Consider the following 19,148-nt stretch of genomic DNA (forward strand, 5'->3'; position numbering starts at 1 on the left):
GCGTTATGTCGTGAGAAGCCGGGGGTAGGAGGATCGTCATGATGGCGAAGGCAGCACGGGCAGCGGCGGCGTGGCGGACGTACCGCGAGGTGACCAAGCCTGGCACGCCGGGGATGATGACCAGGGTGCGGGCGATCCCGCGCATGATCGGCGCGGTCACCCGCGGCCGCTACGACGGCATGGGCAAGGGCAAGCTCGCCCTGATGGCGCTCGGCGTGGTCTACATCCTGTCGCCGGTCGACGTCATCCCCGACTTCCTGGTGCTCATCGGGGTGGCCGACGACTTCGGCGTGTTCCTCTGGCTGATCGCCTCGTTGCTCGGCGAGAGCGGTCGCTACGTCGAGCACGAGCGCAAGATCATCCAGGCCAGGCTGGTCGAGGACGAGCGTTAGATCTCCTCCATCCGCAACCAGGCGCGCGAGGGCAGCGGGTGCCCGAACAGGCGGGCGGCGTTGCCGTAGGCGACCCTGGCGATGTCGGCGGGCGGCAGCGCGCCGAGGTTCGCGGCCACGGCCTTCTGGGTGTCGGGCCACGTCGAGTCGGAGTGCGGGTAACCGCTCTCCTGGAGCACATGGTCGAGGCCGACGGCGAGGCGCACGCCGGACAGCGCGTGGTCGTCGAGCGTGCCGAAGAAGAAGTTGCGGCGCAGCACCTCGCTGGGCTTGAGTCCGCCGTCCCAGGCGGCCTCGCCGGCGACCGGGTGGTCGAGCGCGTAGTCGGCGCGCTCGGCCAGCATCGGCAGCCAGCCGACCCCGCCCTCGACGATGAGGATGCGCAGCCCGGGGAAACGCAGCGGCAGGCCCGACCAGAGCCAGTCGGCGCAGGCGAACATGGCGCTGGTGGGCATCAGCGTGGTGATCGCCTCGATGGGCGTGTCGGGCGAGGGCACGGGCGACCAGGAGGAGTCGCCGGTGTGCAGGGCCACGACCGTGCCGGTCTCCTCGCAGGCGGCGAAGAACGGGTCCCAGTGGCCGGTGTGGATCGACGGCAGCCTGAGCCTGGTCGGGAACTCGGGGAAGACCACGGCCTTGAAGCCGCGGGCGGCGTTGGCCCTGATCTCCTTGGCGGCGACGTCGGGATCGGGCAGCCAGGGCAGCTGCAGGCCGATGATCCGCTCGGGGTAGGTGCCGGCCCAGACGTCGATGTGCCAGTCGTTCCACGCCTTGACCAGGGCGAGGCCGAGCTCCTGGTCGCGGGTGCGGGCGAACGGCATGCCCGCCTGGCCGGCCAGCATGCCGGGGAAGCACAGCGCGGCCCAGATGCCGGCGACGTCCATGTCCTGGACGCGGGCCTCGATGTCGTGGCAGCCGGGACGCATCTGCTCGAACCTGACCGGATCCAGGGTCCACTGCTCGCGCGGCAGCCCGGCGCCCACGTCGATGCCCGCGCACGGGTACGTGGCACCGCCGTAGCGCCAGACCTGGTGACCGGCGTCCGTCTCCACGACCTTGGGCGCGACGTCGGCGTATTTCTCCGGGAGCCTGTCCTCGAAGAGGTCAGGAGGCTCGATCAGGTGATCGTCGGCAGAGATGATCACATAGTCGCGCCGCCGGGGGTCAGGGTCGGGGAGCAGCGGCGTAGTCACGCAGGTAACCGTACGACGGCGGCATAACGTCGAACAAGCTGCGACGTATCCGTTGGGTATCCATGCATTCGAACCCGGGACCGCCTGGAGGGGGATGGGGGCGATCCCGGGCTTGTGGGGTCCTTGAGGATGCTGCCCCTTGCGGACCCCGGCGGCTTCTACCCGCGGGAGATCGAATCAGTCAGGAGATTTTCGCGAAGTTCGGCGATGGTGGCCCGGTCGACCTGGAGCACGCCCGTGACGTAGCCCTCGACGGAGCCGTGCCGGTCGATCAGGTCGTCCAGGAACAGGCGCATGGCCCGGGCGGGGGCGCGGCCGAACCCCGGCCACAGCGGGGTGTCCGGGTGCCTCGTGCGCTGGTCGGCGATGAAGCGCTCGGTCGCCAGGCCGGTCAGGGCGTAGTCGGCGACGATGTCGTCCTCGGCGACGCCGACGAGCGAGAGGATCAGCGCGGTCAGCAGGCCGGTGCGGTCCTTGCCCACCGCGCAGTGGATGACGACCGGCGCGTTTTCCGCGACGGCGACCGTCTCCACGGCGGCGCGCAGGTTCTCCACGCCGTCCTCGGTCACCTCCAGGTACCGGTCGGCGAGGTAGCGCTCGACGCCGATCTCCTCGGTGAACCGGGCGATGTCCCAGGGGCGGCCCTCGATCGGCAGGTTGCGGTAGCGCAGCCCCTCGGTCTCCGGCACCCGGCCGGCCCGCTCGACCTCGGCGGGATGCCGCAGGTCGATCACGGTGCGCACGCGCAGCGCGTGGAAGGCCCGCAGGTCGTCGCCGGCCAGCCAGCCCAGGGAGTCGGCCCGGTAGAGCCGCTGCCATCGGACGGTGCGCCCGTCCTCGGTGGCATATCCACCTACGTCACGAAAATTGCGGAGATTGGCGAACTCAATGTGGCGGATCACCCTTCACACCTTAATTGGCGGCGGTTTCCGCCTCCTGGGCCGCCACGGACTCACCGGCGGGCTTCCCCGACTTCTGCTCGGCCACCTCGCGCCGGATCAGCAGGATCCAGCCGCCGATCGCGATGCCGATGAACAGCCACCACTGGACCCCGTAGGCCAGGTTGAGGCCGCCGCCGGAGCCGACGTCGGGGGCGGGCACCAGAGCGGGCGCGGCGGCGGCCTGCGGCTGCTGCCCGGTGAGCTCGACATAGCCGCCCACCAGCCGGTACGGCATCCGCTGCCCGATCTTGGTCGCGTCGATCAGCAGCACCTGGCCGTCCGGCAGCCCGGACCGCTCGCGGATGCCGGTGGAGTCTTCGGTCTCGCTCTGACGTAGCCGCCCGGTGACAGTTACCTGTCCGGTGGGCGGGGCGGGGACCTCGGGAGCCGTGTCGGCGCTGGCGGCGGCCGGGATCCAGCCGCGGTTGACGATCACGGCGGTGCCGTCGCCGGTGACCAGCGGGGTCAGGACGTAGAAGCCGTTACGGCCCTCCTGCGGCCGGCGGCGGACGAGCAGGCCGTGGGCGGCGTCGTACGTGCCGGACGCGACGACCGTGCGGAACCGGTCGCCCTCGCCGACCGGCCGGCCGGGAGCCGCGAGCCGGTCGAGCGGGACGGCGGCGGCCTCGATGTTGGCCGTCACCCTGTCCTTGTTGTCGGACCGCTCCTCGAAACGCCCGAACTGCCACCTGCCCAGGAACACGAAGGCGGGGATGACCAGCAGCACCACGACGTGGAGCGCCAGCCATCGGGGCGTCAGCAGGAACCGGTACACGCCTTCAAGGTTAGGCACCGGGTCGGGTGCTCCCTCACGCGGCTCGCCCGCTCAGGGGGCGGGTGCTCCCTCACGCGGCTCGCCCGCTCAGACGGTGCGCAGCCCGGGGCCCGGGCCGGGGACCGGCGTGACCTCGCGCGGCCCGGCCACCTCGTGGCCCTCGGCGCAGCGGAAGCGCAGCTCGATGGGGGCGCCGCAGTCGCGGTGGGTGAGCAGCACCGGCGGGCCCTCCTCGTCGGCCAGGTATTTGTCACCCCAGTGCATGAGCGCGACGAGCAGCGGATAGAGGTCGCGGCCCTTGTCGGTCAGCCGGTATTCGTCGCGCTGGCGCTGGCCGGGTTCGCGGTAGGGCACCTTGCGCAGCAGGCCCTCGTCGACCAGCCGGGCCAGGCGCGCGCTGAGCACCTGGCGGGGGGCGCCGGTGACCGCCTGCATGTCGGCGAACCTGCGCACGCCGCTGAACGCCTCGCGCAGCACCAGGAAGGTCCACTTCTCCCCGACGATGTCCAGGGTGCGCTCGATCGAGCAGTTGTCCACCCGGAAGCCCAATCGGAACGGCACGCTCATCTTCGTATTATATCTGAGTTCGATTGACAGACTCAGCCCTGAGGGGCAGGCTGGGTCTATGCACGGAACCCAGATCCGCCCGGTCCGCCCGGACGACGAGGAACGGATCAGACGCTTCCTGACGGGGTTGTCGCTGCACACCCAGACGCTGCGGTTCTTCACCGCCCTGACCGTCCCGGCCGCCCACCTCGTACGCGCCCTGCTGACCCTGGACGAACGCCGCGACGCGCTCGTCGTCACCGCCGGGGACGAGATCGTCGGGCACGCCATGAGCTACCGCGGCGGCTGCGCCGACGTCGAGGTGGCCGTCGTGGTGGCCGACCGCTGGCAGGGGAACGGGCTCGGCCCGCGGCTCGTCGACACCTTGCTGCTCAGGGCCGCCGTGCGGGGGGCGCGTACGGTCGGGATGGACGTGATGGGCGAGAACCGGCGGGTGCTCAGGCTAGTCCGCAGGCTGTGGCCGGACGCCGAGATGAAGGTCGCGTCGGGGACGGTCGAGGTGACCGCTATGATCGATCTGGCCGGAGTATTTGCGGAACAAGGTTCTGGTAGCACACCATTGACAGTGTGAAGAGTGTCAAGAACGGACGCGACGGCCGCACCCGCATCATCGAGGGCGCCCTCCGCCGCTTCAGCCAGGACGGTGTCTCGGCCACCACGCTGGCCAGTCTGCGCGAGGAGAGCGGTGTAAGCGTCGGCAGCTTCTACCACCACTTCGCCAGCAAGGAACACGTCTACGGCGTCCTGTACGCCGAGATCCTCGACGCCTACCAGCAGGAGTTCCTCGCCGAGCTGGTCCGGCACGACGACGCCCGCGCCGGCATCGAGGCCGTGGTCGCCTTCCACATGCGCTGGGCCGGCGAGCACCCCGAGCGGGCCAGGATCCTGGTCAGCGAGCGCCCGCCGCGCAAGCACGAGCCGGGCGGCGCCGAGGTGGCCGAGGCCAGGCGCGCGTTCTTCCGCCAGGTCTCCGACTGGTGGAAGCCGCACATGAAGAACGGGCAGCTCCAGCCCGTCCACGCCACCATGTGCTACGTCCTGTGGCTCGGGCCGGCGCAGGAGATGTGCCGCCTGTGGTTCGCCGGGGCGCACACCCCGACCGAGGAAGAGATCAAGGGCCTGGGCGAGGCGGCCTGGCAGAGTCTCCGCCAGCGCGGGGAGCAATGATCTGAGCACCGTCTGTGGTGTTATTGTCCAAATGTGAGAAGACCTCGGGCGCTCGTGCTGCCCGACCTGCCGGAGAGCGCGCTCGCCCGTCTGGGCGAGGTCGCCGACGTGGCCGAGGCTCCTCCCCGGCCGAGCGTCGGCTTCACCGACGAGCAGCTCGCCGACCTGGTCATCGAGACCGGCGCGAACGTGCTCATCACCGACGGCGATCAGGTTCGCACCTCGGTGCTCGGACTCCAGATCGACATCGTGGCCAGCCTGGGCGCCCCCACGGGGGTCGACCTGCGCCTGGCCGCCGAGCGCGGGGTCACCGTCCTGCACGCCCCCGACCGCGACCCCGAGGCGGTGGCCGAGCTGACGCTCGCGCTGCTGTTCGCGGTCAGCAGGAACATCGTCACCGCCGACCGTGAGGTGCGCAGGGGCCGTGCCCATCGCGGCAGGGTGCCCCCCGCCCAGCGCCACCGCGGCAGACGGCTCACCGGACGCACGTTCGGCATCGTCGGCCTGGGCCGGGTGGGCCGGGCCATGCGCTGGCGCTGCCAGGGGCTGGGCATGCGGGTGGTCACCTGCGACCCGTACGTCCCCGAGGCCACGCACACACTGCCCGCGCTGCTGGCGGAGGCCGACGTGGTGTCGCTGCACGTGCCGCTGACCCCGGACACGAGGGGCCTGTTCGGCTACAGCGAGTTCGGCGCGATGCGCCAGGGCGCGATCTACCTCAACACCTCGCGCGGCGCCCTGCACGACCTGACCGCCCTGGTGGACGCGCTGCGCCAGGGCCAGGTGGGCGGCGCCGGGCTCGACCACTTCGAGGGCGAATGGCTCGATCCGGCCCACCCGCTGACCAGGCTGCCGAACGTGGTGCTCACGCCCAGGCTCGGCGAGGCCACCGGGGAGAGCCTGGAGGAGCTGGCGGAGGCGCTGGTGGAGGACATCGCGCGACTGCTGCGGGGCGAGCCGCCCGCGTACGCGTGCGCGCCGGTCAGGCCGGTTGCCGGATCCGCGTCCTGACCTGCCAGCGGGAGCGGTCGAGGGAGATGTCCAGCCGCAGGTCGCCGCGCTGCCTGCGCAGGCCGGGCACGCGCAGCCGGTCGTGCACGTCGAACCTGCCGCGCGAGGGGTAGCCGAACCCCAGTTCGCCGGGCAGCACGCGCAGGTCGTCGCGGTTGCCGCAGCGCGGGCAGGTCCACGAGACCAGGTCCAGGCCCCGGTTGTAGTCGGAGCAGGCGTTGAAGTACTCGTCGGGCCCGAATCGCGACTCGCAGGCCAAGCAGGGGATCAGCATGGGGGCGCGCTCCTCGGTACGGCGTCTTGCACCCCTAGAGATACCGCCACCCACTTGTCCATGGCTTGCAGAACACTTGGGCGCGTAAGTAACAGTATGAGCACTGTCGGTGGCTGGTGAAAGGATGGTGTCCGTGGAACGACTGCGCCATCACCTCCTCGAAACCGGCTACACGATCGACGGCGTCCGCGACCGGCTCGGCGCCATGGCGGCCTCGGCCCTGGCGCGGGAGGAGCTCGTCCCGGCCCTGCGGGCGACCGCCGACGGCGACCCCTTGGGCACCCTGATCAGGCTCTGGTGGCTCGGCGTGCCGGTGCCGGCCAGATCCGTGCCGGCCGCCGTCCTGGAGTCGGGGCTGGTGTCGGCCGACGGCGACCTGATCAGGGCGACCGTGCACCTGCAGCCGTGGGAGACCGGTGGCTACGTGGTCTCCGACCGCAAGGTCAGGCCCGGCGACCCGGCGCTGCGGGCCGACCACGTCGTGGGGGCCGGGGGCGCCTCGGCCAACCTGGCCCAGCTCGTCAGCCGCCGGCCCGTCACGCGCGCGCTCGACCTCGGCACAGGCTGCGGCGTCCAGGTGCTCCACCTCGACGGGCGGGCCGAGCAGGTGGTGGCCACCGACCTCAACCCGCGCGCCGTGGAGCTGGCCCGGCTGAGCTGGCAGCTGTCCGGCGTGAGCGGCGTCGACGCGCGGGTGGGGTCGATGTTCGAGCCGGTCGAGGGCGAGCTGTTCGACCTGGTCGTCAGCAACCCGCCGTTCGTCATCGCCCCCGGGGCCGAGCGCACGCTGACCTACCGCGAGTCCGGCGGCGAGGCCGACGACTTCTGCCGCGACCTGGTCCGGCGCACCCCGCGCCACCTCGCGCCCGGCGGGCAGGCCCACTTCCTGGCCAACTGGCTGCACGTCGAGGGCGAAGACTGGCACGACCGGGTCGGCGGCTGGCTGCGCGAGACCGGCTGCGACGCCTGGGTCGTCCAGCGTGACGTGCAGGACCCGGCCGAATACGTCGAGCTGTGGCTCAAGGACGCGGCCGAGCAGGGCACCAAGGGCTACACCGACCACTACGACCGGTGGCTGGCCTGGTTCGACGAGCGCAAGGTCGAGGGCATCGGCTTCGGCTGGATCACCATGCGCAACTCCGGCACCCTCGACCCGGTCGTGCGCGTGGAGCACCTGCCCCACCAGGTGGCCCTGCCGGTCGGCGACTACGTCGACGACGTGCTCGACTCCATCGCCGCCGCCCACCGCGCCGCCGACCTCGACGCGGCGCTGCTGCGCACGGCCGAAGGCGTGCTGGACGAACGCGTCGGCCTGCCCGGCGCGGAGGACCCGATCCGCATCGTGCTGCGCCAGACGCAGGGGCTGCGGCGCAGCAGGGAGGTCGGCACCGTCGAGGCCGCCCTGGCCGGCGTGTGCGACGGCGAGCTGGCGCTCGGGCCGCTGCTCAACGTGATCGCCGAGCTGGTCGGCGACGGCGAGATCCCCAACGCCGACGCGGTCCGGCCGCTCATCGCCGAGGGTTATTTCCTGCTTTGATTCACCGTTGATCCGACGTTGACCGCGCCGGTGGAGGCTTCTGACCGAGACGCGGGCCTGGGGGGTTCGAAGGTCCGCGTCGAGTCCCGGCCGGTCGTCCGTGTGAGGCGGCTAGCCGTCACGCGAAGCATCCGGATGACCGGGCCCCCTGGCGACGCGTGGCGGTCAGGATGACCGGCCGGGCTGCCATCGGCATTGACTAAGGACAGCCTTGATCAACCATGTGTGGATGACACGTCTGGACGACGAGCTGTACTCAGGACTCGACGACGGACCGTTCGACGGCGACGCTGTCCAGCAGGAGCTTCAGGTCGCCGGCCTCGGGGGCGCCGAGCCGGGTGAAGACGTCGTAGGCCTGCCTGAGGCAGTCGAGGCTCCGGGCGGAGCTGCCCAGTCCGCGTAGCGCCCGGCCGAGCACGGTGAGCGAGAGCGCCTCTCCGTAGGGATGGCCGATCTCGCGCGAGACCAGGAGCGCCTGCTCGGCGTGGCGTACGGCGTCGGGGTAGCGCCCGGCGGCGATGAACGTCTCGGCCAGCCGGGAGCACACGCGCTGCTCCCAGACCCGCTGCTTGCTGGAGCGGAAGAAGGCCAGGCACTCGGCGTGGTGGTGCACCGCCTCGGTGAGCCGGCCGACCCGGCTGAGCACGATGCCCAGGTGGTAGCGGGCGCGGGCGGTGCCGGCGCCGCTGCCTATCTCGGTGAAGATGGCCAGGCCCTTCTCCGCCGCGGCGATGGCGTCGTCGGCGTGGCCGAGGCCCAGGTGGTCGCGGGCCGAGTAGCTGAGCACCAGGGCCTCGCCGGCGGGGACGCCGTTCTCGCGGTAGTAGCGGGAGGCGGCGTCGAACAGGGTGAGAGCCTCGGTGTGGCGGCGTTGCCGGCCCACGACGACGGCCAGCGCGTTGAGCACCTCGCCGGTGACGATCTTCTCGCCGCGGGCGTCGGAGAGCTCGTACACGCGGCGGAAGTGGGCCTCGGACTCCGAGAGCTGGTTGCCGGCGAACAGCACCCGGCCCAGCACGTACCGGGAGCGCAGCTCGCTCGCCTCGTCGTCCAGGCCCAGCGCGGCGGCGAGCACCGCGCGGGTGCCCTGGTCGAACTCGCGGGTGTGGGTACCGGCCTCCAGCAGCGGTTCCATGGCCACCAGCATGTCGGCGGCGGGCAGGAGCTGCTCTCCGGCCGTGGACGTGGTCGCGGCCTGGTTGATGGCCGCGAACAGCGAGTCGCCCTCGGAGATCAGCCAGGCCACGGCCTCGTCGACGGTGGTGAAGGTGAGCCCGCTGCCGACCACCGCCAGGTTGTCGGGGATCATGCTGCCCTCGTAGGCCAGCCGGTGGGCCGACCGGGACGAGGCCAGGTAGAAGCCGAGCAGCCGGCGCAGCGCCAGCGTCTTGTCCTGCGGGCGCTCGGTCTTGTCCAGGACGCGCCTGGCGAACAGCCTGAGCAGGTCGTGGAAGCGGTAGCGGCCGGGCGCGGTGGCCTCCAGGAGGCTCATGTCGACCAGCGACTCCAGCAGCTCCTCGGCCTCGTACACGTTCATCGCCAGGACGGCCGCGGCGGCCCCGATCGAGATGTCGGGGCCCTTCGGCAGGGACAGCAGGCGGAACGCGCGGGCCTGGGCCGGTTCGAGCTGGCCGTAACCGAGCGCGAAGGTGGCCTCGACCGCCAGGTTGCCCACGCGCAGCTCGTCGAGGCGGCGCTGCTCGTCGGCCAGCCTGGGCACCAGCGAGGCGACCGTCCAGGAGGGGCGGGCGGCCAGGCGGGCGGCCACGATCCGGACGGCCAGCGGCAGGAAACCGCAGGCGGCGACCACGTCCATGGCGGCGCCGTGCTCGGCGGCCACCCGCTCGGGCCCGGCGACGGAGGCGAACAGCGACAGCGCCTCGTCCGGCTCCATGACGTCGAGGTCGATCAGCCGGGCCGCGGGCAGGTCGGCCAGCTTGGCCCGGCTGGTGACGATCGTCGCGCAGCCCGGCGAGCCCGGCAGCAGCGGGCTGACCTGGTCGGCGTCGCGGGCGTTGTCCAGCAGCACGAGGATGCGCCGGTCGGACAGCAGCGAGCGGTAGAGCGCCGACCGTTCGGCCAGGCCGTCGGGGATGACGTCGGGCGGGATGCCGAGCGCGCGCAGGAAGCCGCCGAGCGCCGACTCCGGAGCGGTCACCTCGTCGCTGTGACCGCGCAGGTCGGCGTAGAGCTGGCCGTCGGGGAACAGGTCGTCGGCCGCGTGCGCCACGTGGACGGCCAGCGTGGTCTTGCCGACGCCGCCGATGCCGCACAACGCCACCACCGGCACGCCCTCGGCCGACGACTGCGCGGACAGCAGGGTGTGGACGCGGACGGCCACCTCCTTGCGCCCGGTGAAGTCGCCGACGGCGGCCGGGAGCTGCGCCGGACGGGGCAGATCGAGCGCGGGCGGCTCCTCCTCGGCCGCGGGCTCGCCGGCGGCCTGCTCGGCCGGGACGGCGGGCGGCGGCACGAGGGTGAGCGCCGGGTCGGCGGCCAGGATGCGCTGGTGGAGCGCGGTCAGCTCGCTGCCGGGCTCGATGCCGAGCTCGTCGATCAGCGCCTGGCGGGTCTCGGTGAACACGTTGAGGGCGTCGCCCTGCCGTCCGCAGCGGTAGTAGGCGAGCATGAGCTGGGCGCGCAGGCGTTCGCGCAGGGGGTGCTCGGCGGTGAGCGCGATCAGCTCGGACACGACGGCGGCGTGCCCGCCCAGCTCCAGGTCGAGGTCCATGAGCGTCTCGATGACGCTGACGCGGCGTTCGGCCAGACGGTCGCGCTGGTGCTCGGCGTACGGGCCGACGGCGCCGGCCAGCGGCTCGCCCTCGAACAGGGTCAGCGCGGCCCGCATGCCCTCGGCGGCGGCGGAGAGCCGGCCGGCCTTGCGGGCGGCCTCGGCCTCGGCGATGCCGCGTTCGAAGCGGGTCAGGTCGAGGGCGTCGTCGGGCAGGCGGAGCGCGTAGCCCCGGCCGATGGAGGTCAGCAGCTCCGGACGGGAGCGGGCGGGCCTGTCGGGTTCGAGCACCGTGCGCAGGCGGGAGACGTAGGTGCGCAGCGCGCCCAGGGCGCGGGGCGGCGCGTCCTCGCCCCAGACGGCGTCGATCATCTCGGCGGGGGTGACCGCGCGGCCCTCCCGCAGGAGCAGCATGCCGAGGATCGAACGTTGCAGCGGGGTGCCCAGGTCGAGTTCCTGCCCCTCGCGCCACGCGCGGACGGGACCGAGCACGGCGAACCGCAGCCCGCCCTCAACGCTCTGACCAGCCATGCCGTCTGTCTCCCGGGCAATGGAACGATTTGTGTCCAAATGATAGATCCAGTACCGCTTACCACCTAGAACTGGGCTGATCGCCGGAACGAACCGTTGATCCGCCTTTGATCAGGTGTTGACCGTGCCTCCGCATGCTGATGGCAGGCCGTACATGGCGCACCGACACGGGGGCGTGTCATGTAGAGCCGATGGGGACGCAGAAAAATACAGGCCCCGCCCGGAAAGTATGGGCGGGGCCGTTGCCGATGTTCCTACGCTGCCTCTACCAGTCCGAGCCGCATGGCCAGCCGTTCTCGGACGAGCGGCCATTCGGAGTTCAGGATCGAGTAGAAGGCCGTATCTCGGACCGTGTTGTCGGCGCCTCGGCTATCCGCTCGCCGCACCCCGTCGAAGTGTGCGCCGAGGGCCTCGATGGCGGCCCGGGATCGGACGTTCCTGACATCTGCCTTGAGTGTGATGCGGTGGACGTTCCAGGTCTCGAAGGCGAGTGAGAGCATGAGGAACTTGCTCTCCCGGTTGACGCCGGTGCCCTGGGCGCAGGCGCCCAGCCAGGTGTAACCGATGTCCGCCACGGACGGGATGTCGCCCACCGCACCCCGTGTACCCGGAGGCCAGGGCATGGGGCCCTGCCAGTACTCCAGGTGCATGAGACGGGTGGCACCGACCACGCGGTCGGTGTTCAGCCACCGGATGGCGAAGGGCAGCGTGCGGCCCTCCGCCTGCTCAGCCATGGCGGCCTCCACATAGGAGACCATCTCGTCCCGGCCGTCCGGGACGCGAGTGAAGGCGTAAGTGGAGCGGTCTTCACTCGCCGCGGCGACGAGATCGTCGATCACCGCGTGGCTGAGAGGTTCCAGGCGCACGGAGCGCCCGGACAAGGTGACAAGAGCGGGCATGAGCACATGATGAGGCTCGCGCGGCGCGCGCGTAACCAGGCTCTCGAAGCCATCTTTCCCGGGTTTCTGGATGTGCGGTGTTTCCGCAGGTCAGAGGGCTGATTTGGTGGATGGTAAACCAGCTCTTGGGGAAAGATTCGCCTAACCGTGACATGGTGCCGGCACCAGCGCCGGGTGACGTTCACCCACGACGCCGTGACGGACCAGAGCGAGCTCCTTCAGGCCCATGGACAGATGGTTCAGATTCGCTGCGATCCATGGCAGTTGAAGGGGATCTGCGCTGTTCAGCGCGGTCAGTCGTTCTTCGGGTGAGTCGCCGTAGAGCAGGCTCACCGCCACGCGCACCCGGGCGGCCGACGGGTCGTCGCCGAAGGCGTGTCCGGGAAGGACGCCGATGCCGTGCTCGTCCAGCAGGATCCGGGTGATCTCCGCGGAGCCGCCGAGCCTGAGGTGGCTCAGGTCGGGATAGAGGTAGAAGCCTCCCTGAGGTCGCGGCACCGAGGCGCCGATCTCCGTGAACCGCTCGTGGACGGCCCGCGCCACGATGCCGTGCAACCTCCGGCTGCCGGCGACCCGGTCGGTCAGCTCACGCGGCTCGTCGAAGGCGTAGGACGCGGCCTCCTGGACGGGCGCGGCCGGCGCCGACCAGATCTCGCTGGCCACCGCCAGCAGCCGGGTGCGCAGCGCGTGCGCGCCCTCGGGCAGCCGGGCCACGCCGATCCGCCATCCGCCGAGCGCCAGGCTCTTGCTCAGCCCGGTGGTGATGATCGTGCGCTCGGGCGCGAGGTCGGCAGGCGAGGTGTAGCCGGCCGACTCGTCGTGGACCAGGTCGCGGTAGATCTCGTCGGAGATCACGATCAGGTCCAGCTCGCGCGCCACGGCCGCCAGGCGGGCGACGGTCTGCGGCGTGGCCAGCCGGCCGGTCGGGTTGTCGGGCAGCGTGACCAGCAGGGAGCTGACCGTCCTGCCCGCCGACCGGGCCCGGCGGACCGCCGCGACGACCAGGTCGGGGTCGGGCACCCCGCCCTCTCCTGGCGGTGCGGGCACCAGGATGGGACGGGAGCCCACCAGATCGGCCTGCGCGGCGTAGCTGACCCAGCTGGGCATGGGCAGGACGATGTCGCCGCCGATCGCCAGGAGCAGGCCGTACAGCAGCGACTTGCTGCCAGGTCCGCAGACGACCAGCTCGGGGTCGGTCAGGAGCCCCCGTCGTGCCCAGTAGCCCGCCGCCGCGGCCCGCAGCCCGGACGCGCCCGCGACCGGCCCGTAGCCGTTGCGCTCGGAAGCGGCGGCCAGCCTGTCGCGCAGCGCCGGGTGGACGGGCAGACCGGCCTCACCGAAGGCCAGGTGCAGCACGCGTTCCCCGGCGCGCCGTCTTCGTTCGATGTCTTCGTTCGCCGCCAAGGTGGCGGACAAGGTCACGGTCATGTTTGTCACGTTCCCAGGGTGGTTGTATGAAGGCATCAGTACAAGCGAGGCTTTTTGTGGGTAGGTGTAAGGAAGTCTGATGCTCGAATTCCGGCGTCTGGCGCTGATCTGTGAGTTCGCTCGCCGGGGCAGCATCGCGGCCGCCGCCGAGTCGCTGGGCTACAGCCCCTCGGCCGTCTCCCAGCAGCTCGCGGCGCTGGAACGGGAGACTGGCACCGCGCTGATCGACAGAACCGCGCGCAGCGCGGAGCTGACCGACGCCGGACGCCGGCTCGTCCAGCACGCAGAACGCATCCTGTCAATGGTCGAGGAGGCCGAGTCCGACCTCTCCGCCCATGCGGGCACCCCCTCGGGGCGCGTCGTCGTCACCGCCTTCCCCACAGCGGCCGTGGCATTCGCGCCCGCGCTGGCGCGTTCGTTGCGCCGCCACACCGAGCTGACGCTCCGCCTGGGCCAGAGCAGGTCGGGGCGGGGCATGCGGGAGGTCCAGTCGGGCGAGGTGGACATCGCCCTCGTCGACGACTGGTACGGGTCGGTCCGGGAGAGCGAGAGCCTGCGGGCCTTCCCCCTGCTGCGCGACCCCATCGTGCTCGTCGTGCCGCGCAGGCACCGGCTGGCCGACCCCGGCGTGCCGCTCGACCTGCGCGAGCTGCGCGACGAGCCGTGGATGGCCACCCCCGACGGCGAGCCCTCGCGCCTGGCCGTGGACCGGCTGTTCGTGGACGTCGGCGGCACCCGGCCGACGCCCTGGGAGTTCGAGGGGCTGGGGACGATCCTCTCCCTCGTCGCCAAGGGCATCGGCATCGCCGCGGTGCCCGCGCTCGCGCTGGCCGCCGGGGTGCGCGGCCTGGCGGTCAGGGAGTTCCCCGGCAACCCGGTCGGCCGCGACGTGATCGCGGTCGCCCGCAGGTCCAGCGTGCACCGGCCGTCGGTGTCGGTGACGTTGCGGGCGATCCACGTGGCCGCCCGGTACATCGCCGGCGATCTGGAGCCGGTGACCCCGGCCGAGCGGTAGCGTCTCGCCCATGGCGCCGACGTACGAGATCGAGCAGCTCCTGCTGTCCATGCCGAGCACCCGCACGGTCGCGGGCGTCGACGAGGTCGGCAGGGGCGCGTGGGCGGGGCCGGTGACGGTCTGCGCCGTCGTGACGGATCTGTCCGAGCCGCCGCCCGGCCTGACCGACTCCAAGCAGGTCTCGGCCGCCAAGCGCGGCCCGCTGGCCGGCGAGCTGACCGCGTGGGCGGCCGGCATCGGGTTCGGCGAGGCGAGCCACGCCGAGATCGACGCGCTCGGCATGACCGAGGCGCTGCGCAGGGCCGCCCGCCGGGCGCTCGAAGCCCTGCCGGTGCGCCCCGACGCCGTGATCCTCGACGGCAAGCACGACTACATCGGCGCTCCCTGGCCGGTCCGCCTGGAGATCAAGGGCGACGCGGCCAGCGTCTCGGTCGCGGCGGCCTCGGTCCTGGCCAAGGTCCGGCGGGACGCCTACATGGGCACGATCGGGCATGAGGAGTACGGCTTCGCGGAGAACGCCGGATACCCCTCGCCCGCGCACCAGGACGCCCTGGCCCGGCTCGGCCCCACACCGCACCACCGGCTCTCCTGGTCCTACCTGGACGACCTGCCGCAATGGCGGCATCTGAAGCAGGTCAGGGATCCGCTCGTGGGTGAAGGGCAGGCCGCGCTGTTCGGCTGAGCCGTAGGATCGGGGGAGTGCGGATCGGGATCTTCGTCATCGCGGCCTGCTTTCCCGGCCAGGATCCAGGGCAGGTCCTGCGGAACTCGGTGGAGCTGATCGAGGCCGCCGAGGCGGCCGGGTTCCACGACGCCTGGATCGCCGAGCACCACTTCATGTCCTACGGCGTGTGCCCGTCGGCGGTCACGCTGGCCGCCGTGGCGGCGGGGCGTACCAGCCGGATCGGGCTCGGCACGGCGGTCAGCGTGTTGTCGTCCCAGCATCCTGTGGCGCTGGCCGAGCAGGCGGCGATGCTCCACCACCTGTCGGGCGGGCGGTTCACGCCCGGCGTCGGCAGGGGCGGCCCGTGGGTCGACCTGGAGGTGTTCGGCACCGGGCTCGACCGGTTCGAGCGGGGCTTCGCCGAGTCGCTGGACCTGCTGGTCGAGGCCCTGTCCGCGGGGTCGGTGGCGGCCGAGGGGGAGTTCTTCCGGTTCAGGGAGGTCGCCCTGGTGCCGCGGGCCCGGCTGCGGCCCGTGGTGGCGTGCACGTCGGGCTCGACGGTGGCGCTGGCGGCCGAGCGCGGGCTGCCGATGCTGCTCGGCATGCACATCGGCGACCACGACAAGGCCCTGCTGGTCGCCGAGCACGTCGCGCGCGGCGGGAGCCCCGTGGGGCACCTGGCGGCCGGGGTGGCGCACGTGGCCGACTCGACGGAGGCGGCCGTCCGGGAGCTCAAGGAGTCGATGCCCGCGTGGCTGGGCCCCGGGCTGGCCGGATACCTGCCGGTGGACGGCCGGCCGCGCCCCTCGCGGGACGTCGCCGCCTACGTCGACCTGCTGACGCGCATCCATCCGGTCGGCTCGCCGGCCCACTGCGCCGAGGTGCTGCTGCGCACGGCCGAGAGCACCGGGATCGAGCACGTCATCCTGACCGTGGAGGGCATCGGCGACCACCGGCGGGCCCTGGAGGACGTGCGCCGCATCGGCGCCGAGGTCCTCCCCCTGTTGACGGGCTGAGGGGCGAGCCGGGACGGCCCGGCTCGCCCGTGGGTTCAGCAGTCGACCAGCTCCGGTTTCTGGTTGAGGATCTGGGCCCGTGGGGTGACGAACTCGTCGAGGGCCTTGGTGGCCGACGGGTCGAAGACGGCGACCCGGTGGCAGTTCTGGAAGGCCAGCCGTACGCCGAAGTGGCGTTCGAGCGCGCCGCGCATCGCGTCGCTCGCCAGACACCGCAGGAGCTGGCCGCGTGCCTCCTCGGACGGCGGTGGCACCTGGTTGTCGGCGAACTCGGCTCCGCTCTGCGCGCGCTCGGCGACCAGATCGCTGATCAGCGACCACGCGTAGGGGAGTGAGTCGCGGACGCAGGCGACGAACGCGGCGTCGTCCACGTCTCCGGCTCGGGCCTGGTCCAGCAGATCGTTCGGGACGGTCAGCGACATGCTGTCTCCTCTCGAAGGGGATCGAATCTGACGTTATGTGGGGGAAGTGGGTAGCTCCAGAGGCCTGGAGGTGCGTTTTAGGGGCCGTAGACGAAGTCAGGATCGATCTGCTCGGCCAGGTCGGCTCCCGTTCGGGCGTTGGCCCACGCGCGGGCGTTGCGCAGGTGGAACTCGGCGGTCTGGCGGCCGAAGCGCGGCCAGTCCTTCTCCTGCGCGTCGAGGGTCTTGCGCAGGACGGCCAGCGCCTCGGTGTTGGCCGGCTCCAGGTCGTCGAGCGTGAAGTGGCGGCCCTGCTCCATGGCGCGCACCGCCGAGGAGTGCTCCATCCAGGTCAGCAGGTCGTCGCCCACGTGCGCGCGGAGGAACTCCACGTCGGACGGGCCGTGGACCTTGTTGCCGACCACGGCGAGCGCGACGTCGTACTTGGCGGCGTGGTCGCGGTACTGCTGGTAGACGCTCACGCCCTGCCTGGTCGGCTCGGCGACGAGGAAGGTCAGGTCGAACCGGGTGAACAGCCCGGAGGCGAAGGAGTCGGAGCCGGCGGTCATGTCGACCACGACGTATTCGCCCTGGCCGTCGACCAGGTGGTTGAGCAGCAGCTCCACCGCGCCGACCTTCGAGTGGTAGCAGGCCACGCCGAGGTCGTCGTCGTCGAACGGGCCGGTGGCCAGCAGGCGCAGGCCATGGGGGGTGGTCACGGCGTAGTCGAGCGCGGCCAGGTCGTCGAAGCTCAGCAGGCGCGAGCCGCGGCCCGGCGGGGTGGTCTTGACCATGGTCTCGGCCGAGGCGATGCGCGGGTTGTCGCCGCGCAGCAGGTCTTTGATCTCGGTGAGGTGGGCCCCGAGCGGCTCGGGCTGGGCGTCGAGGCCGAGCACCAGGGCCAGGTGCTGGTTGATGTCGGCGTCCATGACGACCACCGGGTCGCCCTGGGCCGCCACGTGCCGCGCGAACAGCGCCGAGATCGTCGTCTTCCCGCTGCCGCCCTTGCCGACGAATGCCACTCTCACGTGCGCTCCTGAAATGACGATGAAAATCGTTTCCGTTGGGCTCGCGCACCATCATGCCACACTCCGTGCTCGGGAGATGGCTGTCGGGAAAGTGAGAGTCAACCGCAGGCGGCGTCCAGGTTGACCGGGGTCTCCGGGTCCTGGGTCGGGGCGGCGGAGTGGTGCGCGCTCGCCGACCGGTTGGCCGGGCGCTCGTCCAGGGCCTCGGAGACCTTGCGCCTGATCAGGTACCAGTCGGGCGTGACGGTGCTGATCAGCGGCGGCACGAAGCTGAGGCTCCGGATCCTGGTGTCCTTCACCTTGTCCGACAGCTCGATCAGGGCGGGCAGCAGGTCCTGGGGCACGTCGCTGGAGATGGCCCGCTTGGTGGCCGCGGCCAGCTTCTCGAAGCTCTTGAGCACGGTCATCGGATCGGCCTGCTTGGCCACCGCGTTGAGCAGGCACTTCTGGCGGCCCATGCGGACGTAGTCGTCGCTGTCGGTGCGGGAGCGGCCGTACCAGAGGGCCTCCTCGCCGGACAGCTTGCGGGTGCCGGCGGGCAGCAGGCCCTCGCGGTACCTGCCGTACACGATGGGGTCCTTGACGGTGACCCGGACGCCGCCCATCGCGTCGACGATCTCGGCGAAGCCCTTCATGTCGACCATGGCGTAGTAGGTGACCGGGATGCCGAGGATGTCGCTGACCGTGCGCTTGAGCAGCGACGGGCCGCGCTTGCCCTTGCCCGCGCCGGGGACCATCTCCGGGTGGTCCTCGGCGTACTGGAAGATCTCGTTGAGCAGACCGGGGGTGCTGGGGCCGTCGCCGGTGAAGCCGAAGGGGAAGCGGCTCCTGGCCGGGCCGTGCGGGAGCTGGACCCGCTGCAGGTTGCGCGGCAGGCCGAACAGGGTGGTGGCGCCGGTCTCGGTGTCCACGCTGGCCACGGTCATGCTGTCGGTGCGCACGCCGGGGCGGCCGGGGGCGGCGTCCGCGCCGATCAGCAGGAAGTTGACGCGCTTCGCGCCGTTCCACGGGTCCTGGGCGACGACGGGGGCGCTGCCGGTGGTGGTGGCGAAGACGTGGCTGACGACGTCGCGGGACAGGTAGGCCATGCGGGTGGCGTACGCGGTGGGGGCCAGGACGAGCGCGCAGAGGGCGGCCGCGAGCGTGGTGGTCAGGAAACGTCCGGCCGTGTCGGAGGAGTCGGGACGGACGAGCAGGAACGACCGGATGATCACGGCGGTCCACGCCAGCGCGATCCCGACCAGCGCCACGGTGAGCACCGTGAGCCAGCCGGGCTGGACCGCCAGCGACAACAGACGGGTGCTGAACGCCGTGAACACCGTCAGGACGCCGGCGAGCATCAGCACGTAGGCCGCCATGAGGGCGATGCCCATCCGGTGACGGTGGGTGGCCAGGTGCGCCACCCCCCACAGCGCGGCCGACGCCACCGTCAGCGCGATGCTCGCTCCTAGGCCGAATTCGCGTTGTTTCCCTGTCATGCCTGGTCAAACCCCCAATGCCAGCCCATCCAAGTCACCATAGTTATTGCGTTGCGGGCTATTTGAGGGTGAAGGGGAAGTGTTTGCTCAATTCCCGGTC

At 71.6% G+C, this 19,148-nt stretch carries 19 protein-coding genes; 8 read left to right on the top strand and 11 right to left on the bottom strand.

All coding sequences use genetic code 11. The annotated features are described in order from the left end of the window. Nucleotides 1-38 precede the first annotated feature (38 nt). Nucleotides 39-392 (top strand): YkvA family protein, encoded by a 354-nt coding sequence (locus AB0J76_RS04795; protein WP_352318399.1) that lies wholly within the window; start codon nt 39-41, stop codon nt 390-392. On the opposite strand, the gene AB0J76_RS04800 is transcribed toward AB0J76_RS04795, so the two are convergent. The 4 genes from AB0J76_RS04800 to AB0J76_RS04815 form a co-directional block, all read right to left on the bottom strand. Beyond that, nucleotides 389-1,585, bottom strand: coding sequence for an amidohydrolase family protein (locus AB0J76_RS04800; protein ID WP_352318397.1), 1,197 nt, complete (start codon nt 1,583-1,585; stop codon nt 389-391). The genes AB0J76_RS04795 and AB0J76_RS04800 overlap by 4 nt on opposite strands. Before the next feature lie 158 nt (nt 1,586-1,743). Further along, nucleotides 1,744-2,487 carry a tyrosine-protein phosphatase gene (locus AB0J76_RS04805; protein ID WP_352318395.1) on the bottom strand — a complete coding sequence of 248 codons (744 nt, stop codon included), beginning with the start codon at nt 2,485-2,487 and terminating at the stop codon, nt 1,744-1,746. 10 nt (nt 2,488-2,497) lie between these two features. Beyond that, nucleotides 2,498-3,319: an SURF1 family protein gene (locus tag AB0J76_RS04810; RefSeq protein ID WP_352318393.1), complete on the bottom strand. Its 822-nt coding sequence runs from the start codon at nt 3,317-3,319 to the stop codon at nt 2,498-2,500. A 69-nt stretch (nt 3,320-3,388) separates the two neighbouring features. Next, on the bottom strand, nt 3,389-3,868 hold the full coding sequence (locus AB0J76_RS04815; RefSeq protein WP_352318391.1) for a helix-turn-helix domain-containing protein: 480 nt from the start codon (nt 3,866-3,868) through the stop codon (nt 3,389-3,391). Between the two features lie 58 nt (nt 3,869-3,926). Here AB0J76_RS04815 and AB0J76_RS04820 point away from each other — a divergent pair, with 58 nt between their 5' ends. The 3 genes from AB0J76_RS04820 to AB0J76_RS04830 are packed head-to-tail and all read left to right on the top strand — an operon-like array spanning nt 3,927 to nt 6,046. Next, nucleotides 3,927-4,439, top strand: coding sequence for a GNAT family N-acetyltransferase (locus AB0J76_RS04820; protein ID WP_352318389.1), 513 nt, complete (start codon nt 3,927-3,929; stop codon nt 4,437-4,439). Beyond that, nucleotides 4,436-5,035 (top strand): TetR/AcrR family transcriptional regulator, encoded by a 600-nt coding sequence (locus tag AB0J76_RS04825; protein ID WP_352318387.1) that lies wholly within the window; start codon nt 4,436-4,438, stop codon nt 5,033-5,035. The genes AB0J76_RS04820 and AB0J76_RS04825 overlap by 4 nt, the downstream gene beginning before the upstream one ends. A 33-nt stretch (nt 5,036-5,068) precedes the next feature. After that, a complete protein-coding gene (locus tag AB0J76_RS04830) occupies nt 5,069-6,046 on the top strand; it encodes an NAD(P)-dependent oxidoreductase (protein WP_352318385.1) in 978 nt (325 codons plus the stop codon). On the opposite strand, the gene AB0J76_RS04835 is transcribed toward AB0J76_RS04830, so the two are convergent. Then, nucleotides 6,018-6,320, bottom strand: coding sequence for a hypothetical protein (locus AB0J76_RS04835; RefSeq protein ID WP_352318383.1), 303 nt, complete (start codon nt 6,318-6,320; stop codon nt 6,018-6,020). The genes AB0J76_RS04830 and AB0J76_RS04835 overlap by 29 nt on opposite strands. Before the next feature lie 124 nt (nt 6,321-6,444). Between AB0J76_RS04835 and AB0J76_RS04840 the strand changes: the two genes are divergently transcribed. Next, nucleotides 6,445-7,857 (top strand): methyltransferase, encoded by a 1,413-nt coding sequence (locus tag AB0J76_RS04840; protein WP_352318381.1) that lies wholly within the window; start codon nt 6,445-6,447, stop codon nt 7,855-7,857. A 256-nt stretch (nt 7,858-8,113) separates the two neighbouring features. Here the strand turns inward: AB0J76_RS04840 and AB0J76_RS04845 are convergent, their stop codons facing one another. The 3 genes from AB0J76_RS04845 to AB0J76_RS04855 all read right to left on the bottom strand — a co-directional run bounded on the left by AB0J76_RS04845 (nt 8,114) and on the right by AB0J76_RS04855 (nt 13,446). After that, complete coding sequence (locus AB0J76_RS04845; protein ID WP_352318379.1) at nt 8,114-11,119, bottom strand: BTAD domain-containing putative transcriptional regulator; 3,006 nt, start codon at nt 11,117-11,119, stop codon at nt 8,114-8,116. A gap of 254 nt (nt 11,120-11,373) precedes the next feature. Further along, on the bottom strand, nt 11,374-12,018 hold the full coding sequence (locus tag AB0J76_RS04850; protein ID WP_352318377.1) for a GNAT family protein: 645 nt from the start codon (nt 12,016-12,018) through the stop codon (nt 11,374-11,376). 141 nt (nt 12,019-12,159) lie between these two features. Then, nucleotides 12,160-13,446 (bottom strand): pyridoxal phosphate-dependent aminotransferase, encoded by a 1,287-nt coding sequence (locus tag AB0J76_RS04855; protein WP_352318375.1) that lies wholly within the window; start codon nt 13,444-13,446, stop codon nt 12,160-12,162. A 79-nt stretch (nt 13,447-13,525) separates the two neighbouring features. Here AB0J76_RS04855 and AB0J76_RS04860 point away from each other — a divergent pair, with 79 nt between their 5' ends. From AB0J76_RS04860 to AB0J76_RS04870, 3 genes are read left to right on the top strand one after another with little or no spacing between them, the layout of a single operon-like run. Further along, nucleotides 13,526-14,461, top strand: coding sequence for a LysR family transcriptional regulator (locus AB0J76_RS04860; protein ID WP_352318373.1), 936 nt, complete (start codon nt 13,526-13,528; stop codon nt 14,459-14,461). A gap of 10 nt (nt 14,462-14,471) precedes the next feature. After that, a complete protein-coding gene (locus AB0J76_RS04865; protein WP_352318371.1) occupies nt 14,472-15,143 on the top strand; it encodes a ribonuclease HII in 672 nt (223 codons plus the stop codon). Between the two features lie 17 nt (nt 15,144-15,160). Next, entirely contained in the window at nt 15,161-16,141 is a 981-nt protein-coding gene (locus AB0J76_RS04870; protein ID WP_352318369.1) for an LLM class flavin-dependent oxidoreductase, read from the top strand. A gap of 35 nt (nt 16,142-16,176) precedes the next feature. On the opposite strand, the gene AB0J76_RS04875 is transcribed toward AB0J76_RS04870, so the two are convergent. The 3 genes from AB0J76_RS04875 to AB0J76_RS04885 all read right to left on the bottom strand — a co-directional run bounded on the left by AB0J76_RS04875 (nt 16,177) and on the right by AB0J76_RS04885 (nt 19,048). Further along, nucleotides 16,177-16,563, bottom strand: coding sequence for an SCO5389 family protein (locus AB0J76_RS04875; protein ID WP_352318367.1), 387 nt, complete (start codon nt 16,561-16,563; stop codon nt 16,177-16,179). A 77-nt stretch (nt 16,564-16,640) separates the two neighbouring features. Further along, the gene (locus AB0J76_RS04880) at nt 16,641-17,570 is read right to left on the bottom strand and encodes an ATP-binding protein (RefSeq protein WP_352318365.1); all 930 of its coding nucleotides are present in this window, start codon (nt 17,568-17,570) and stop codon (nt 16,641-16,643) included. 98 nt (nt 17,571-17,668) lie between these two features. Continuing rightward, complete coding sequence (locus tag AB0J76_RS04885) at nt 17,669-19,048, bottom strand: LCP family protein (RefSeq protein ID WP_352318364.1); 1,380 nt, start codon at nt 19,046-19,048, stop codon at nt 17,669-17,671. Nucleotides 19,049-19,148 lie beyond the last annotated feature (100 nt).

Origin of the sequence: Nonomuraea sp. NPDC049624, from assembly GCF_040675255.1 — a bacterium.
In the GTDB taxonomy this organism is placed as follows: domain Bacteria; phylum Actinomycetota; class Actinomycetes; order Streptosporangiales; family Streptosporangiaceae; genus Nonomuraea.

Excerpts from the sequence above, each read along its gene's own strand:
- AB0J76_RS04840 (WP_352318381.1), top strand. The coding sequence starts at position 6,445 with ATGGTGTCCGTGGAACGACTGCGCCATCACCTCCTCGAAACCGGCTAC.
- AB0J76_RS04885 (WP_352318364.1), bottom strand. The coding sequence starts at position 19,048 with ATGACAGGGAAACAACGCGAATTCGGCCTAGGAGCGAGCATCGCGCTG.
- AB0J76_RS04855 (WP_352318375.1), bottom strand. The coding sequence starts at position 13,446 with ATGACCGTGACCTTGTCCGCCACCTTGGCGGCGAACGAAGACATCGAA.
- AB0J76_RS04795 (WP_352318399.1), top strand. The coding sequence starts at position 39 with ATGATGGCGAAGGCAGCACGGGCAGCGGCGGCGTGGCGGACGTACCGC.
- AB0J76_RS04820 (WP_352318389.1), top strand. The coding sequence starts at position 3,927 with ATGCACGGAACCCAGATCCGCCCGGTCCGCCCGGACGACGAGGAACGG.
- AB0J76_RS04865 (WP_352318371.1), top strand. The coding sequence starts at position 14,472 with ATGGCGCCGACGTACGAGATCGAGCAGCTCCTGCTGTCCATGCCGAGC.
- AB0J76_RS04845 (WP_352318379.1), bottom strand. The coding sequence starts at position 11,119 with ATGGCTGGTCAGAGCGTTGAGGGCGGGCTGCGGTTCGCCGTGCTCGGT.
- AB0J76_RS04875 (WP_352318367.1), bottom strand. The coding sequence starts at position 16,563 with ATGTCGCTGACCGTCCCGAACGATCTGCTGGACCAGGCCCGAGCCGGA.
- AB0J76_RS04815 (WP_352318391.1), bottom strand. The coding sequence starts at position 3,868 with ATGAGCGTGCCGTTCCGATTGGGCTTCCGGGTGGACAACTGCTCGATC.
- AB0J76_RS04860 (WP_352318373.1), top strand. The coding sequence starts at position 13,526 with ATGCTCGAATTCCGGCGTCTGGCGCTGATCTGTGAGTTCGCTCGCCGG.
- AB0J76_RS04835 (WP_352318383.1), bottom strand. The coding sequence starts at position 6,320 with ATGCTGATCCCCTGCTTGGCCTGCGAGTCGCGATTCGGGCCCGACGAG.
- AB0J76_RS04850 (WP_352318377.1), bottom strand. The coding sequence starts at position 12,018 with ATGCCCGCTCTTGTCACCTTGTCCGGGCGCTCCGTGCGCCTGGAACCT.